Source organism: Roseburia zhanii (assembly GCF_014287635.1).
Taxonomy (GTDB): Bacteria; Bacillota; Clostridia; order Lachnospirales; family Lachnospiraceae; genus Roseburia_B; species Roseburia_B zhanii.
The window spans coordinates 130,688-145,932 of sequence record NZ_JACOPH010000001.1; the positions used below are offsets into that span (position 1 = coordinate 130,688).

Genomic DNA, 15,245 nt, shown 5'->3' on the forward strand with positions numbered 1-15,245 from the left:
GATTTCCTTTCATATAAAAGTCATATACGTCTTTGTAAATATACCATATCTATTAACTGGATACCGTCTTCATAAATTGGGTGGTCATAATTATCAGTAAAGAAATTCGGAATACTGTGAGAACGGGCAAAACCACATTTTTCATAAAATGGTATTGTTAATGGACTATCACCTGTTCCTACTTGTAAAACAGAATATCCATCTGCATATTTACTGGCGAGGAAATCAATAAGTGCTTTGCCATAGCCCTTTCCCTGATTCTTTGGTTCAACTGCGATATTCTTGATTTCAAGTACTCCATTACCTTCTTCAGTGACAACACATTCAGCCTTTACATTACTGTCTTCAAGCACATACATAGTACCTTTTTCAAGATAGCGATCAACCATACTCTCTTGTTCATCCGCTAATAACAGTAATGATATAAATTTCTTTTTATTTTCATTCACTTCTCGAATTTTCATACAACTTCTTACTCCATCAATTGCCATCTATCTTAATTCATTAAACTGGAAGGTGTCAGAGAAGCAATTCCAGTTTAATTTCATCAAGCGGCTTTCCACTCGTATCCCATGTAGTATTTTCTACAGACTCAGTTGCCTTAAAGCTCAACTTTTCATAATGCCGAATGGCGTCAGTAAGAGGGCTGGCTGTCCAAAGAATATTTTTCTTCACCTTGTTTATATGGTCTGATTGTAAAATTCATTATAGTATCCTCCACTAAATCCCGATTTATAAATCAATTCTATCACAAAATACAAGTGGTTTGCAGATGAAAGAAATATCCTTTTTAAATTTGATGAAAAGATTCTGTAACACCTTCGCCAGATATGGTGACAAGGCAACTACAAATGCCTGCTTAACCATATCTGACGAAGGTTTATTTGATTTTACGACATTTTGCAGACGCACTTGTTTTTGCAGCAAACAGCAGAAACAGGTGCGTTTTTTCTACATTCGGAAATAAGTTCCGTTGCTGTTCTCCGCCATCCGAATCTTGAAACTTTATTCACAAATTTCAAGATTACGGAGGAAAGATTATGTACTACGATTTGAAAGAAACCGGAAAACGGATAAAAAGCCTTAGAAAGCAGAAGAATATGACACAGGACCAGCTTGCCGATAAGCTGAATATCAGTGTCAGCAATCTTGGAAAGATTGAGACGGGTTATTCCGGTGCATCCATAGATTTACTTATTGAGATGGCAATGTTTTTTGACATTTCGCTGGACTATATGTTCCTGGGGCGTGACATGCAGACGGATAAACTGAAAAAGCAGATTCGGATGATGCTTGGTCGGCGCATAGAAATCGACCAGCAATTATAAAAAATAAAAGAGGAAGTGCCGAAAGTTTAATTGCTCTTGGCACTTCCTCTTTTGTTTAATTATCCCTTTATAAAATTATTTGTCAATTCTTCCCTCTGCATAGTTTATCTCTTGTTCGATGCTTCTAACATATTCAGGATAATCAACCTGTTGACGCATCTCTGTTGAGATAAAATTCTCCTGACAGTAATTTTGGGAGGTAACAGCGGCAAGTCGAGAACGCCAGGCAGAAATAAGCTCTTGGCTTTGGGTATTATCGGCTATTTCTTCAAATGCTTCTGACAGCCAATAAAATTCTTCATTAGTACAGTCATGTAGAAAAAAATCTGTGCTTTTTTCAATATCAGCAGATAAAATATCAACATATTTTTTCCAACACTGTTCGATGCCATAGTCCCAGTTATCCTGTGTTTCATCTGAAATGCGGATTCGCTCTTTAATAATGTCAGCTATATTTTCTTTTATCATTACTTACCCCTCCTTGTAGGCTGAATATTATCTGGAAAGACAGTTCCTATTTTTCCGTTTGTTTTAATGACAATAACTCGAACACCTTTATAAAATCCATACAATTTTTTGCCATTAGGAGCATGGCGGTTAGCTTTTAATCCGGCAACGTGTTCGCCTGCACGACGAATATCTTTTGTTGTCCAAGATTTTGGAAACCAAGATTGTCCAGTGTCGTGAGTTTTTGCTTTTGTTTTATGGTTAGGAATATTACCAACTCGCACGCCATTAGGATATGTTTTGACAATATTATATTTAATGCCATACTTGTCGAGCTGATTCAAGCCTGCTTGTCCATGTCCGCCACTAACGAGTCGCAATTTGTCGTTCTTACGGGTAGGTTTTGTATATTTGCCTTCACTGGAATGTATGAGAGCAAAGTCACTGACACTTGTGCCGCTACCTTTGGTGTTTATGTATCGTCCGCTTTTACTTGTCCCCATATTATGCCACCTTCTTTCGCTTATAGGAAATCCAATCTGGAAGGTGATGAAAGTGGGTGTAGCGTTCATATTATCCAAAAATCTTTGGATTGTATAAACCGTATACGATAACAACTTTAGGAGTCAATTCGGATAACATAGCATCAAGTCCAGCTTCAAGATAATATTTATCTTCTTGTGTCCGGCTGCAACCATATGTTCCGATAGAAACAATGCTGTTCTTTGGTATACCAGCAAATGCGGGAGCAAAATCAAAAAGCTGTCGGTTATATGTTCGTTCATCGCCCCATCGAACATTAGGAATAACATATTTTCCTTGCTCTTGTAAATAATATCCAACGGAACGACTTACACCAATATTTGCAAGTTGCTCCCAAAGTGGCATATCACGATAGAGAGAGCAGTCAGGTGTGGAAATAATTTGAACATTTTTCAGTTCATCAATGTAATTCTGCGGAATGCTAACAAAATCCCGAAAATGAGGATCATGCTCATAGAATACAAGCATTTCGTTTGCAGGATTTGAAATTACATTTCGTTTTGAAAAAGGAACAGCAACAGTTGGAAGCACAATTTCTAAAGGTGCTTTCAAAATAGGGATTTCAAAAATCCCATCGAAAAAAGCGGTTTCAATAAGTTTAGAATTGAAACCATCATAAAATAAGTTATTCATTCTAAAATATCCTTTCTCCTCTATCTGGAGGAATACGATGTCAAGCAATTCACTTTTGTATAATTTGCGAATTGCAGCTACGGAAAGGATATGCTATACTCATTTTGATCAAGGAATGCGAATAGCATATCCGCTTATGAAACGTATTAGATTGCTGCGCCAACAGCTTTTTAATACGTTTTATTTTCATTCAATGCAACCACCACCCTAACTTGCTTGGTCAAAGAGACAAAGAAGGCGATGCTCGTAATCGGTGTAACTGCCATAATAACGTCTCCGCCATTTCTGGTAATAATCATAAGCATAACAAGCAGCTTCGTAACTTATCTCGAATATTTTTGAGATGCTTTCTGGATTATCCAGTTTGAGCTTATGAATCAGAACAGGTGGTGCAAGTGCGTATTTGGCAAAGAATTTCACTTCTTTTTCTGCCAGTTCACTGTCCTCTGTATGATCCAGGACAATATGACCGATTTCGTGCATAATGGTGTGATTTACACGTCCATAGTCTTTTTCATCGTTGTAGAATATGTACCACTGCCCATTTGTTCTTTCTACAGAAAAGCCATCTTCGCTTTTCTTAATCAGAAGCCAGCGTTTACTTGGGGCGATAGCTGAGTATGGAATAACCTTGATTCCCATTTTATGTGCAATTTCAAAACCGTTAATAGGTACGCAGGATACTCCATATTTTACAAACATTCTAACGACGATACGCTTGATTTCTTCGTATCTTTGATTCGATATTTTGATCGACAATACTTACTCCTCCCCGAACAGTGCATCAATCAGAGCTTTCTTTTCCTGATCCGTCATAGAAGAAGCATTTCTTGCAATCATACGGCGAACTTGGTGATAGTTGAACGCATCGTTCTCAATTCCCAGAAGATAATCTGAGGTTGTGTGTAACGCAGTTGCCATATTAGCAATTACGTCTGGTTTTGGTTCTCTTGTTCCGGCAATATAACGTGACATAGCGGCTTCTGTGATACCGATTCGTTCAGCCAGTTCTTTTTGCTGAATGCCCCGTTTCTGAAGCATCTCAGATATTCGTTCTCCTAATGCCTTGCCCATGATATTTCCTCCTTTTCGTCGGGTTTTACTTATCAGCCTGATTTTATTATATTCACGAATTGCCAAAATGTCAAGTGCAATTACCAAAAAAGAAAATCATGTCCCAAAACCATCAATGACACGGTGGGTAATCATCAATATTACCACATAAAAAGAATGCTGATAAACCGCTACAATTTACTTGCAGCTAACGAAAGGAAGCTGCTGAATCCTGACAACTGAACAAGTCATTCATCAGGTACATTCCTGTTGTCGGTGGAGACATCAGCCACATCTGCGGTGCGAACCATGGGCAGATTCTGTAATAAGCGGAATCTGTCTATTCTTTTACCGATGAGATTTCCTGAATAACAGCGGTAAAAAATGGAAAGTATAAAAGTGAAGGTGGTGATTGCAGATGACAGGCGAAAAAAAGCATACACCTATCGACCATCTGGTTGATATTCGTGATGTGAAGATTGACAGTTCTCTGCCGACAGAGGAAAGAATCAAGTCTTTTGTTCAGCAGATCAAAAATCCGTATCAGTTTAAGGTAGGAAGTACCGTTGTCCGTGTGGCGTTTGCAAATACGCAGAACACGATCACTGACAACTTCATTAACATGGTTGCTTCCATGTAAGCTGTCTCTGAACTGGAATGTTACTGTGCACACAGCAGCCAGACATTTACTGTCTGGCTGCGTAAGAAAGTGATTCAGGTGGTGATTTTTGCTTCGCAAAGCGAACTTTCATGCAAAAATCACGAGTTACTGGTCACGGAGTGAACAGTAACACTGGAACAAATTGGCACAGAAAAAGTGCGGCGGCAAACTGGAGTTATGCTGAGGACTATGGTAGTATGGTCTTGGACAAAATCAGTGAAACTCCGGTTTGTTTTGGCTTCTGGCGAAGATCAAAAAGGAGTGGCACATTATGCAAACAATTTTGGATAACAATTATCTTGCTGCCATCTACCTGCGGCTTTCAAAGGAAGATGGTGATCTCTCCACAACAGGAGGGAAAACTGAAAGTAACAGTATTGCCAATCAGCGAAAACTGATTGAAGAATTTTTGAAGAAACATCCTGAGATTACGTTTGTTCAGGAGTTCTGCGATGACGGATTTACCGGTACGAACTTTGACAGACCGGATTTCCAGAAAATGATGGATAAAATCAAGCAGAGAGAAATCAACTGCATCATTGTAAAAGATCTCAGCCGTTTTGGACGAGATTACATTGAGAGTGGTCGTTATCTGGAAAAGATTTTCCCGCATCTGGGTGTTCGCTTCATCGCTATCAATGATAACTATGATTCTGCTCAGAAAGAGCAGGCAGGAAATGAAATCATTCTTCCATTCAAGAATCTGATCAACGATTCCTATGCGAGAGACATTTCCATTAAAGTCCGTTCTAATCTGGAGATTAAGCGGAGAAATGGTGAATTTGTTGGTACGCATGTGGTATATGGCTATCAGCGGTCTGCGGATGATAAGCACCGACTGGAGATTGATAAGACTGCCGCAGCGGTGGTTCAGCGTATCTTTCAGATGAAGGTGGACGGAAGCAGTCTGGGACAGATTGCAAAACGGCTGAATGAAGAAGGTGTACCTTCTCCACTGGAATATAAGCAGTTATGCGGTGCAAAACTGAAAACCAGTTTCAAACAGCAGGCAAAGTCAGAATGGAGCCATGTGGCGGTCTATCGGATTTTGCAGGATGAAATGTATATCGGAACATTGGTACAGGGTAAATCAACTTCTCCGAATTATAAGGTTAAAACCCGTAAGCTCAAAGATAAGGAAGAATGGATGCGGACGGAAAATGCTCACGAAGCAATCATTCCTCCGGGAACCTTTGACCTGGTTCAAAAGCTGCTGCACGAGGATACACGAAGCACAAAGGAAGGTGATACAGTCGCTCTGTTTGCCGGAAAGATTTTCTGTGCTGAGTGCCACAGTACCATGGCAAGAAAACGGTCGGTAATCTCTGGCAGAGAATATGTTTATTATGTCTGCCAGGATTCCGGCTGCAAGCTGAGAATCAAGGAACAGCTTGTGTACGATGCGGTACTTGCTGTGATTCAGTCACAGGTTGCTATGGCACTGGACATGGAACGGGCATTAAAGCAGCTGAATGATGTATCCTGGGAACGTCGGGAACTGGAGCGGATTGCATCCGGTATTACACGACAGGAAGAAGTAATTGCTCACAACAATCAGATGAAAGCCATGATTTATGAGGATTTCAAGAACGAAGTGATTTCTCTTGAAGATTACCGGATTTTCAAGGCGGAATTTGATAAGAATATCAGTGAAGCAAAAGAAACGATTGCCAGATTGGTTGGTAATCGCAATCAAGTGAAAAATGGATTGACTGGTCAGCAGAGCTGGTTGTCACAGTTTCATCAATATAAAAATATTCAGGAACTGACACGCCGGGTGGTTGTGTACTTCATCGAAAAGGTTGAGATTACAACTGAGAAGGAAGTATTGGTAACACTCAGTCATTCGGATCAGTTCCAGGCAATCGCAGAGTTTCTGGACGATTATCATATTGCATCGAAGGAGGTGGAATAAATGGCACGAGTATCACGAAAGAACCGGGCAGATGAAATTCTGAACAATGAGATTCCAAGCACAGAGGTTTCGTTTGAAATGACGGTTTACAAGACTGCCATTTATGCCAGACTTTCCCGTGAAGATAATCTGAGTGATTCCGATTCCATTGATAATCAGATTGCTTTGATTCAGAACTATATCGAGAGCCGCCCGTATCTTCAATATGAAAAGACCTACACAGATAACGGATTTACAGGAACCGATTTTGACCGTCCAGGCTGGAAAAGTCTGCTGGAGGATGCCAAAAGTGGAAAAATCAACTGCATTGTTGTAAAAGACCTTTCCCGTCTCGGTCGAAACTACATTGAGACAGGCGAGTTTCTTGAAAAAATCTGCCCGTTCTTTGGCATTCGTTTTATTGCTGTTGTCGATAATTTCGATACAGAAACGGCAGAATCGACTGCACAGCTGTCTGTATCACTCTCCAACATTGTCAATGACTATTATGCCAAGGATATTTCACACAAGGTTTCTACGGCACTGCGGAATAAGATGGAGCATGGCGAGTATATTGGAAACTGGGAAAAATACGGTTATATGAAGTCAGCGGAAAACAAAAATCAGCTGATCGTCAACCCAGAGACAGCTCCGGTTGTCCGCATGATTTATGAGTGGCGTAGGGATGGAATGAGCTATATGGGAATCAACAAAAAGCTCAATGATCTTCAGATTCCTTCTCCGGGACAGTATAAAGCTGACCGTGGCATTGTAACGAACAATAATCAGAAAGCCAGAAAGATTCTATGGAATAAGCATATCGTAACAGACATTCTGAAGGATATTACTTATCTTGGGCATCTGGCACAGAGAAAAACGGCTCAGTGTTTATATGCCGGACTTCCAGTCCATCGGGCAGAGGAAAAAGACTGGATTGTGGCTGAGAATACGCATGAACCGATTATTGAGCAGACTTTGTTTGATGCAGTTCAGAAAATCAATGAGGAAGCAGCTCAGAAATCAAAAGCAGCCTATGGAAAGTACGATCATCTGCCTAAAGCAGTCAATATCTATGGAAAGAAATTCACTTGTGCAGATTGTGGTGCAGTGATAAAACTGTTTCGCTCTTTCAGCACCAAGAAAGACAAAGTGTATTTTACATTCAAATGCCCGACATTTCAGGAACATGGAGACAGAGCTTGCAAGATAAAACGGATTCGGAAAGCGGATTTGGATGCAGTAGTTCTTGAGAGCATCAAAACACAGCTGGCATTGTTTGTAGACATGGATGCAACGCTGAAACAGCTCTTGAAAGCAAAGAAAGCGATGTTGTCTGACAATAGCCATGCAAAGGAAGTCCGTACCGTAAAAGCGGAGCTGGTAAAAAAGAAAACCTTGTTCAGCGGTCTGTATCAGGACTTCCGGGAAGGGATTCTGACGCAGGATGATTATGCAAGTACTCGTGAGATTCTTGTTCGGGAGATTGAAAAACTGGAAAAACAGTTATCAGAGCTGACAGCTGCGAAGAAAGAGAGTACCAAGCAGACACAGGCAGAGAAAGAACTGGCTTCTCTTGTAAAGAAATATTCCAAAGCGACAGAAATGACACAGGAACTGGCAGATGCCATGATTGAATCCATGCAGCTGCATGATGATAATTCAGTCAGCATTACATTCCGCTATATGGATGAATTTAAGGCGGTTATGGAATCCATTGAAGCACTCAGGAAGGAAGTGGCATAGGATGATGAACTGTGTGGCGATATATCTTAGACTTTCGCAGGAAGATGTGGATAAGCGAACCTATCAGGCGAAGGATGACAGTAACAGTATTGTCACTCAAAGACAGCTGATCTTGCGGTATCTGGACAGCGATCCATCTCTTGCTTCACTTCCACGGATTGAGTTTTGTGACGATGGCTTTTCAGGCACAAACTTTTCCAGACCGGATTTTCAGAGAATGATTGATCTGATCCGGGAAGGAGAAATCAGTACCGTAGTGGTAAAAGACCTTTCTCGTTTTGGTCGAGACTATCTGGAGGTTGGTGATTATCTGGAGCATATCTTCCCGTTTTTGGGTGTTCGGATGATTTCTATCAATGACCACTACGACAGCAATAAATATTCTGGAAGTACACCTGGTATGGATGTCGCATTTCAGAATCTGATTTACGATTATTACAGCAAAGATCTTTCCAAAAAGGTGAAAACCGGAATGAGGGTAAAGCAGAGACAAGGTGGTTACGTTTCCTGCTGTCTGTATGGCTATAAAGTCGAAGAAAAACACAAAATGGTGATTGACCCGGAAACAGCCCCGGTTGTTCGCAGAATTTTTCTGGATGTGATCGGCGGCAAATCAACCAGTCAGGTTGCTAGAGAATTAAATGCGGAAGGTGTTCCAACTCCTTTGATGTATAAAAACATTCAGAGAAAAGCATCCGATAACCGCAAGCCCATGTGGACACATCAGAGAATCATTGACATGATTAGGAATCTGAAATATACCGGCTGTATGGTGAATCACACCAGAGAAAGCCGCAGGATTCGTGATAAGGCTGGCAGACGTGTACCACAGGAAGAATGGTATATTCATGAAAATGCTCACGAAGCGATTGTGAGTAAGGAAGAATTTGAAGCGGCAGGAAATGCGTTGCGGAAGGTTCGCCCCTATAAAAAGAAAGAGAATACGGAGAGCTTTCCTCTCTACTGTGCCCATTGTGGTCGAAAACTGCAGCGGACGTTCGGCTTGGATGACCATTTCTATTGTGCAACACCGTATTGGTCAGAGCTGGAAACTGCGTGTAAAGCTGTCCGCTGGGATCGAACAGAGCTTGAAGCAGTTCTTCTGGAATCATTGAAAGCAGAGCTTTCTGTGCTGAAGGTGGAAAGCAGTAAAAAGAAAAAGGACATTGAAAAAGACAGCACACGGATTCGGTCACGGTTAAAGGTGCTAAATGCGGAACTGAAACAGAGTGACGCACAGCGGATGCAAAGCTACATGGACTACAAGGCAGGAAGTATCAGCCGTGAAGAATTTCTTTCTGGCAGAGTGGAACGGGACAGCCGACAGGCAGAATTGAAAGCAAGTATCGCTGCTATGGAAGCTGAGTATGAATCTTGCATCCGGGCAGAGAATGAACGGAAAAAGGAGCAGGCGACTACTTCTAAAGCTGGTTCTCTGGATGAGGAAGCATTGAAGAAAGTGCTTTACGATGCGATTGAAAAAGTATATATTACAGACGGAGAACACATTGAAATCCTCTGGAAATTCAATGACTTGTTTGAATCTGGATAAATGGCAGAGCCAGCAATGTGCTGGCTTTTCCACTTGAAAATTATGCAACTTGACGGAATTTGACTTATTATATCACAATGGGGGGGAGCCGTAGTTTTCGCTCTCGGAAATTCAAAGAATTCAGTATTTATGCGTGTTTCCGGGGACGGAAATTTATTTTTTTGACTTTGCTTGACAGGATGGGATGATTTAGGAAGGGTGGTCGTTCCCAAAGAGATCCGTAGGACGTTACGGATACGGGAAGGCGACCCGTTAGAAATATTTACCGACCGGCAGGGTGAGATCATTTTGAAAAAATATTCTCCGATCGGAGAACTCAGCCAGTTTGCCGGACAGTATGCAGAGAGCCTTGCACAGACAACCGGAAATCTTGTGTGCATTACAGACCGTGATCATGTAGTGGCAGTCGCAGGAAATGGAAAAAAAGAATTTGACGGAAAGCCGTTAAGCAAACAGATGGAAGATATCATTGAGAGCAGGGAAGATTTCGTGGCAAATAAAGAAGACAGTTCTTTTGTGAAGATCACCTTAGATGATACAGGGGAACTTTCGTCGCAGGCAGTAGCGACGATCATCTGTCAGGGAGATGCGATAGGTGCGGTTGTGATCTCAAATAAAAAAGAGGACTACCCGATGGGAGATACCGAGCATCAGTTAGCAGTTACGGCAGCAGGATTTTTAGGAAGACAGATGGAACAGTAACAGGTGCAGCAGTTGCGTTCTCCGCCTAAAAAGTGTAGAATGATTAGATAGATTTTAAGGCAGGAGGACGCAGATGCGTTTTATACATATAGCAGATGTACATTTAGGAGCAGTACCGGACGAAGGCAAGCCATGGAGCAGTAAGCGGAAACAGGACTTATGGGACACATTTGCAGAAGTGATCGAACATGCAGGGGAAGAACAGGTGGATTTTCTGCTGATCGCAGGAGATCTGTTTCACAGACAGCCATTGCTTCGGGAGATCAAAGAAGTCAATTATCTGTTTAGCAGGATACCGCATACAAAGGTTGTGCTGATCGCCGGCAACCATGATTATGTGCATCCACATTCGTATTACCGTACATTCCGGTGGGAAGATAATGTATATTTCATAGGAAACCAGGAAATAGAGAAGATTGTTTTTCCAAAAGAAAATGTTTGTATTTATGGGGCAAGTTACTGGCAGAGAGAGATCAGAGAGCCGGTTTATGATAAGATCGGGGATTTAGAAGCAGATAAGATAAATATTCTCTTAGCACATGGAGGCGATGCAAAGCATATTCCGTTTTCAGTGCAGAAATTATGCGATGCCGGTTTTGATTATGTGGCATGTGGACATATCCATCAGCCGGAAATGTTAGCAGAGAACCGTATCGTCATGGCGGGTGCCCTACAGCCGATCGATGTCAATGATACCGGACAGCATGGATATTGGGAAGGTGAGATCAGTAAGCGTGGCGGAGTGGTACGTTTTTATCCGATCCGGAAATGTGAATATGTGCATCTTCCGGTAGCCGTACATCCGAACATGACAAACCATGAATTATTAGAAAAATTATCAGAGATCTTATCCTATGCAGAGCCGTTTCAGATCTATAAATTTATACTTTCCGGCAGAAAAAGTCCGGAACTTGAAATCGATACAGCAAAAATTTTAGAGTTAGAACATGTAGCAAGTGTTGTGGAAGATACGGTTTTAGATTATGATTTTGATAAATTAAAGGAAACTTTTGACAATCAGATGGTTGGACGGTTTATTACTGCCATGCAGGCAAAAGAGCCGGATGCAGTCACAAAGAAAGCATTGTACTATGGTGTAGATGCCCTGTGCCGGACAATGCGTCATTTATAAAGAAAGAATAATATGTGGATTGAAAAAATACAAATTAAAAATTTTGGAAAGTTCCATGAAAAGACGATCGAGTTTGAACCGGGACTAAATATTGTCTATGGAGCGAATGAATCCGGCAAGACGACAATACATAATTTTTTGACAGGAATGTTGTTTGGAATAGAGAAAAGCCGCGGCAGAGCAGGCAGGGATGATCTTTACGGAGCATATGAACCGTGGAACAGTGCGTCTTTTTATGTCGGAAATATGATCATGCAGATTGATGGAAAACGTTTTTTCCTGGAGCGGAATTTTTACCATAAGGAAAAATCGGCAAAACTTAGGAATTTAGAAGATAATGAAGAGTTATCCGTAGAATTTGGCGATCTTTCAATGCTCTTAGGAGGGCTGACAAGAGAAAATTACCAGAATACCTACTGCATCCGGCAGGCAGGATTTTTGGCAGATGAATCTTTAGCAGGAGCATTGGAAAATTATATGTCGGATGTTTCAAATTCCGGTGATGGCAGTGTACGCATACAGGCAGCATTAGAGGACCTGTCAAAAAAGAAAAAAGCAGTTGAAAAGGAGCAGAAAAAGAGTGCCGCAGCCCGTATGGAAGCCGCAGAACGTCTGTCTATGGAGGCAGAAATATTAAAAAAAGATATCATACTGCATAAAAACCGCAACAATGCAGAGAAACTCGCAGCAGATGATAACAGAAAAGAGGAACATGCATCTGAATGGGAAACTGTCCATAGAGTAGAAATACGCTGGGGACTTCTGATCGGGATATTGCTGTTGTTTGCAGGCGGCGGTTTTTTTCTGACGGGTGGGATTGCCCGGTGGATCGGGATTTTGTGTATGCTGTTAGCATTAGGAATATGCTATATCGCAGGAATCCGCTACAGTAACAAGACAGTAGGGAAGGATACGGATGAAATACCGGAAGAATTAGCAGATGAACTGCATTTTATGCAGGAACAGTGGAAAGAGAAAGAAAACCGTTATTATAATATAGAAGAACAGCTGCTCGAATTGGCAGAACCATCGAAGGAAGAAAGAGAGTTGGCCCAGGATGTAAAAGCCTTAGAACTTGCGATCCAAACGATCCAGAGGATTTCAGCGCAGATTTATGAAGATGTCAGTGACGGACTTCACGAAGCTGTTTCTAAGAACATCTCACAGATCACAAGTGGAAAATATGACAGCATTATTTTAGAGGAAGATTTAAAATTATTTGTCTGGGAAAACGGCAAGAAGATACCGGTTGGCCAGTTGAGCAGGGGAACTTTAGAACAGGCATACCTTGCCATGCGTATGGCAGTTGGAAGTATTCTGATACAGGAAGAACCGATGCCGGTCCTGTTAGATGAAACATTTAGTATGTATGATGATAAACGGCTTGCCGATACATTAACATGGTTATTAAAGCGGCAGGAACAGATCATATTGTTTACCTGTCAAAAGAGGGAACTTGAGGTGTTAGAGCGGATGAACGTGTCCTGCAATAAGATCATACTGGATGAAGGAGCACTATGAGTTTTAGAAAACGAAAAAAGAAAAAGTACCGTTTGTTCTGGTTTATTGTAAAATTACAGTTTCTGCTGATGCTGATATTAGCAGGAGGATTGTTTTACTATTACTATGGTGGATATGCCAGAGAAGTACAGAATATGAAGACAGAGGCGGTGGAATTTGTCAGGGATTCGACAGAAGATACGTTTAAAGCCGTCCAGACAAGCGTGGTTTATGATAAAAATGGCAATACGATCTCAACCTTAAAAGGGGAAAAAGATGTGTATTATCTTTCTTATGAAGAAATTCCGGTAGATGTCTGTGCAGCGATCATTAGTATTGAGGATAAAAAATTTTACCAGCACAACGGAATTGATTATAAGGCGATCCTGCGTGCGGTAAAAGCGATCATTGAAAATGGAGAAGTCACACAGGGGGCAAGTACCATTACACAGCAGTTGGCGAGAAATATCTTTCTGACACAGGATAAGACATGGCAGCGAAAAGTCGAGGAGATGTTTGTTGCTACAGAATTAGAGAAGAAATACAGTAAAAATAAGATCTTGGAATTTTATTTGAATAATATTTATTTTGGGAACGGTTATTATGGCATACAGTCAGCGAGCATCGGCTATTTTAATAAAGATGTGTCCGAATTAGATCTGTCACAGGTTGCATTTTTGTGTGCAATCCCAAACAATCCGACGATCTATGATCCGTTAGTACATGCAGATAATACGGTTGCAAGACGGGATCGTATTCTTAAGAATATGTATGAGGATGGCAAGATCGCAGAAAGTGCTTATCTGATGGCAAAAGCAGAAACGATAGCATTAGACCGTCCAGAGCATGAAAAAAATAATTATGTCGAAACATATACATACTATTGTGCGATCCGGCTTTTAATGGAGCAGGAGGGATTTGTTTTTCAAAATGAATTTGACAGCACAGAAGAAAAGGAAACTTATCAGAGTGCTTATGATGAATTGTATGAGACGTGTCAGAAAACATTGTTTACAGCCGGTTACCGGATCTATACATCTATAGATTTAGAAAAACAGAAAGTATTACAGCAGTCGATCGATGAAGCATTAGCAGGATTTACCGATGTGAACGATGAAGGCGTGTTCAAATTACAGGCGGCAGGTGTCTGCATCGACAATGATACCGGATACGTGCAGGCGGTTGTCGGGGGCAGAAGTCAGGATTTTGACGGATATACTTTAAATCGTGCCTACCAGAGCTACCGGCAGCCGGGAAGCTGTATCAAACCGCTGATCGTGTATGCACCGGCATTAGAGCGGGGATACACACCCGATTCCATGGTCGAAGATGAGCGTATAGAAGATGGACCGGCAAATGCAAATAAACGGTATGACGGAGAGATTTCTTTAAGAACGGCACTTGCTGCATCGAAAAATACTGTTGCATGGAATCTGTTTAAGGAACTGACTCCGAAAGTCGGGCTTTCCTATCTGAAAGAAATGGGTTTTGCAAAGATCGTACCTGAAGATGAACAGCTTACATCAGCATTAGGCGGGTTTACAAACGGAGTTTCCCCGATGGAAATGACGGCGGCATATGCCACTTTGGAAAATGACGGTAATTACAGAACACCAACCTGTATTATGAAGATCACAGATGCTGACGGCAATGAGATCATTTCGACGGATCAGGAAGAAACCTGTGTCTATAAAAGCACAGCTGCACGTATGGTCACAGATATGTTAACAACGGCTGTTACAGAAGGGACAGGAGCAGGACTTGGTGTGACAGATATGCCGTCTGCCGGAAAAACCGGCACGACAAATGATAATAAAGATGGCTGGTTTGCCGGATATACGAGGTATTATACAACCAGTATCTGGGTAGGTTATGATATGCCGGAAGAATTGCCGGGGCTGTCAGGTTCTACTTATCCGGGAGCAATCTGGCATACCTTTATGGAAAAATGCCATGAAGGGCTTGCACCGGTAGATTTTCTGCCATATATAGAGGCAGACAAGTATCAGAAGATCAGACAGGATGCATTAGGGGATGAAGAATGATCTATAATTAGA

Annotated in this window: 15 protein-coding genes; 9 read left to right on the forward strand and 6 right to left on the reverse strand. The window is 41.4% G+C overall.

Annotated elements, in window-relative coordinates:
• Positions 1-20 precede the first annotated feature (20 nt).
• Entirely contained in the window at positions 21-491 is a 471-nt protein-coding gene (locus H8S17_RS00665; protein WP_330595581.1) for a GNAT family N-acetyltransferase, read from the reverse strand.
• 549 nt (positions 492-1,040) lie between these two features.
• On the opposite strand from H8S17_RS00665, the gene H8S17_RS00670 reads away from it, so the two are divergent.
• On the forward strand, positions 1,041-1,328 hold the full coding sequence (locus tag H8S17_RS00670) for a helix-turn-helix domain-containing protein (RefSeq protein WP_186865806.1): 288 nt from the start codon (positions 1,041-1,043) through the stop codon (positions 1,326-1,328).
• Positions 1,329-1,403: 75 nt separating this feature from the next.
• Here H8S17_RS00670 and H8S17_RS00675 read toward each other — a convergent pair whose 3' ends face one another.
• The 5 genes from H8S17_RS00675 to H8S17_RS00695 form a co-directional block, all read right to left on the reverse strand.
• A complete protein-coding gene (locus tag H8S17_RS00675; protein WP_186865807.1) occupies positions 1,404-1,796 on the reverse strand; it encodes a hypothetical protein in 393 nt (130 codons plus the stop codon).
• Complete coding sequence (locus H8S17_RS00680) at positions 1,796-2,278, reverse strand: EndoU domain-containing protein (protein WP_186865808.1); 483 nt, start codon at positions 2,276-2,278, stop codon at positions 1,796-1,798. The genes H8S17_RS00675 and H8S17_RS00680 overlap by 1 nt, the downstream gene beginning before the upstream one ends.
• A gap of 70 nt (positions 2,279-2,348) precedes the next feature.
• Positions 2,349-2,951, reverse strand: coding sequence for a DUF4417 domain-containing protein (locus H8S17_RS00685; RefSeq protein WP_186865809.1), 603 nt, complete (start codon positions 2,949-2,951; stop codon positions 2,349-2,351).
• A 207-nt stretch (positions 2,952-3,158) separates the two neighbouring features.
• The gene (locus H8S17_RS00690) at positions 3,159-3,710 is read right to left on the reverse strand and encodes an ImmA/IrrE family metallo-endopeptidase (RefSeq protein WP_186865810.1); all 552 of its coding nucleotides are present in this window, start codon (positions 3,708-3,710) and stop codon (positions 3,159-3,161) included.
• Positions 3,711-3,713: 3 nt separating this feature from the next.
• On the reverse strand, positions 3,714-4,025 hold the full coding sequence (locus tag H8S17_RS00695) for a helix-turn-helix domain-containing protein (RefSeq protein WP_186865811.1): 312 nt from the start codon (positions 4,023-4,025) through the stop codon (positions 3,714-3,716).
• Between the two features lie 397 nt (positions 4,026-4,422).
• Here H8S17_RS00695 and H8S17_RS00700 point away from each other — a divergent pair, with 397 nt between their 5' ends.
• From H8S17_RS00700 to H8S17_RS00735, 8 genes are all read left to right on the forward strand, one after another.
• The gene (locus H8S17_RS00700; protein WP_186865812.1) at positions 4,423-4,644 is read left to right on the forward strand and encodes a DUF6870 family protein; all 222 of its coding nucleotides are present in this window, start codon (positions 4,423-4,425) and stop codon (positions 4,642-4,644) included.
• 292 nt (positions 4,645-4,936) lie between these two features.
• Positions 4,937-6,580 carry a recombinase family protein gene (locus tag H8S17_RS00705; protein ID WP_186865813.1) on the forward strand — a complete coding sequence of 548 codons (1,644 nt, stop codon included), beginning with the start codon at positions 4,937-4,939 and terminating at the stop codon, positions 6,578-6,580.
• Complete coding sequence (locus H8S17_RS00710; protein WP_186865814.1) at positions 6,581-8,302, forward strand: recombinase family protein; 1,722 nt, start codon at positions 6,581-6,583, stop codon at positions 8,300-8,302.
• Between the two features lie 4 nt (positions 8,303-8,306).
• Positions 8,307-9,854: a recombinase family protein gene (locus H8S17_RS00715; RefSeq protein ID WP_243237944.1), complete on the forward strand. Its 1,548-nt coding sequence runs from the start codon at positions 8,307-8,309 to the stop codon at positions 9,852-9,854.
• A gap of 171 nt (positions 9,855-10,025) precedes the next feature.
• Positions 10,026-10,556: a stage V sporulation T C-terminal domain-containing protein gene (locus tag H8S17_RS00720; RefSeq protein ID WP_186865816.1), complete on the forward strand. Its 531-nt coding sequence runs from the start codon at positions 10,026-10,028 to the stop codon at positions 10,554-10,556.
• Positions 10,557-10,629: 73 nt separating this feature from the next.
• Positions 10,630-11,688: a metallophosphoesterase family protein gene (locus H8S17_RS00725; RefSeq protein ID WP_186865817.1), complete on the forward strand. Its 1,059-nt coding sequence runs from the start codon at positions 10,630-10,632 to the stop codon at positions 11,686-11,688.
• Between the two features lie 12 nt (positions 11,689-11,700).
• A complete protein-coding gene (locus H8S17_RS00730; RefSeq protein WP_186865818.1) occupies positions 11,701-13,209 on the forward strand; it encodes an ATP-binding protein in 1,509 nt (502 codons plus the stop codon).
• On the forward strand, positions 13,206-15,233 hold the full coding sequence (locus H8S17_RS00735) for a transglycosylase domain-containing protein (RefSeq protein ID WP_186865819.1): 2,028 nt from the start codon (positions 13,206-13,208) through the stop codon (positions 15,231-15,233). The genes H8S17_RS00730 and H8S17_RS00735 overlap by 4 nt, the downstream gene beginning before the upstream one ends.
• Positions 15,234-15,245: the final 12 nt, after the last annotated feature.

Coding starts and splice junctions, on each gene's coding strand:
- H8S17_RS00715 (WP_243237944.1), top strand. CDS start 8,307: ATGAACTGTGTGGCGATATATCTTAGACTTTCGCAGGAAGATGTGGAT.
- H8S17_RS00675 (WP_186865807.1), bottom strand. CDS start 1,796: ATGATAAAAGAAAATATAGCTGACATTATTAAAGAGCGAATCCGCATT.
- H8S17_RS00665 (WP_330595581.1), bottom strand. CDS start 491: ATGGCAATTGATGGAGTAAGAAGTTGTATGAAAATTCGAGAAGTGAAT.
- H8S17_RS00735 (WP_186865819.1), top strand. CDS start 13,206: ATGAGTTTTAGAAAACGAAAAAAGAAAAAGTACCGTTTGTTCTGGTTT.
- H8S17_RS00670 (WP_186865806.1), top strand. CDS start 1,041: ATGTACTACGATTTGAAAGAAACCGGAAAACGGATAAAAAGCCTTAGA.
- H8S17_RS00685 (WP_186865809.1), bottom strand. CDS start 2,951: ATGAATAACTTATTTTATGATGGTTTCAATTCTAAACTTATTGAAACC.
- H8S17_RS00680 (WP_186865808.1), bottom strand. CDS start 2,278: ATGGGGACAAGTAAAAGCGGACGATACATAAACACCAAAGGTAGCGGC.
- H8S17_RS00695 (WP_186865811.1), bottom strand. CDS start 4,025: ATGGGCAAGGCATTAGGAGAACGAATATCTGAGATGCTTCAGAAACGG.
- H8S17_RS00700 (WP_186865812.1), top strand. CDS start 4,423: ATGACAGGCGAAAAAAAGCATACACCTATCGACCATCTGGTTGATATT.
- H8S17_RS00710 (WP_186865814.1), top strand. CDS start 6,581: ATGGCACGAGTATCACGAAAGAACCGGGCAGATGAAATTCTGAACAAT.
- H8S17_RS00730 (WP_186865818.1), top strand. CDS start 11,701: ATGTGGATTGAAAAAATACAAATTAAAAATTTTGGAAAGTTCCATGAA.
- H8S17_RS00705 (WP_186865813.1), top strand. CDS start 4,937: ATGCAAACAATTTTGGATAACAATTATCTTGCTGCCATCTACCTGCGG.
- H8S17_RS00725 (WP_186865817.1), top strand. CDS start 10,630: ATGCGTTTTATACATATAGCAGATGTACATTTAGGAGCAGTACCGGAC.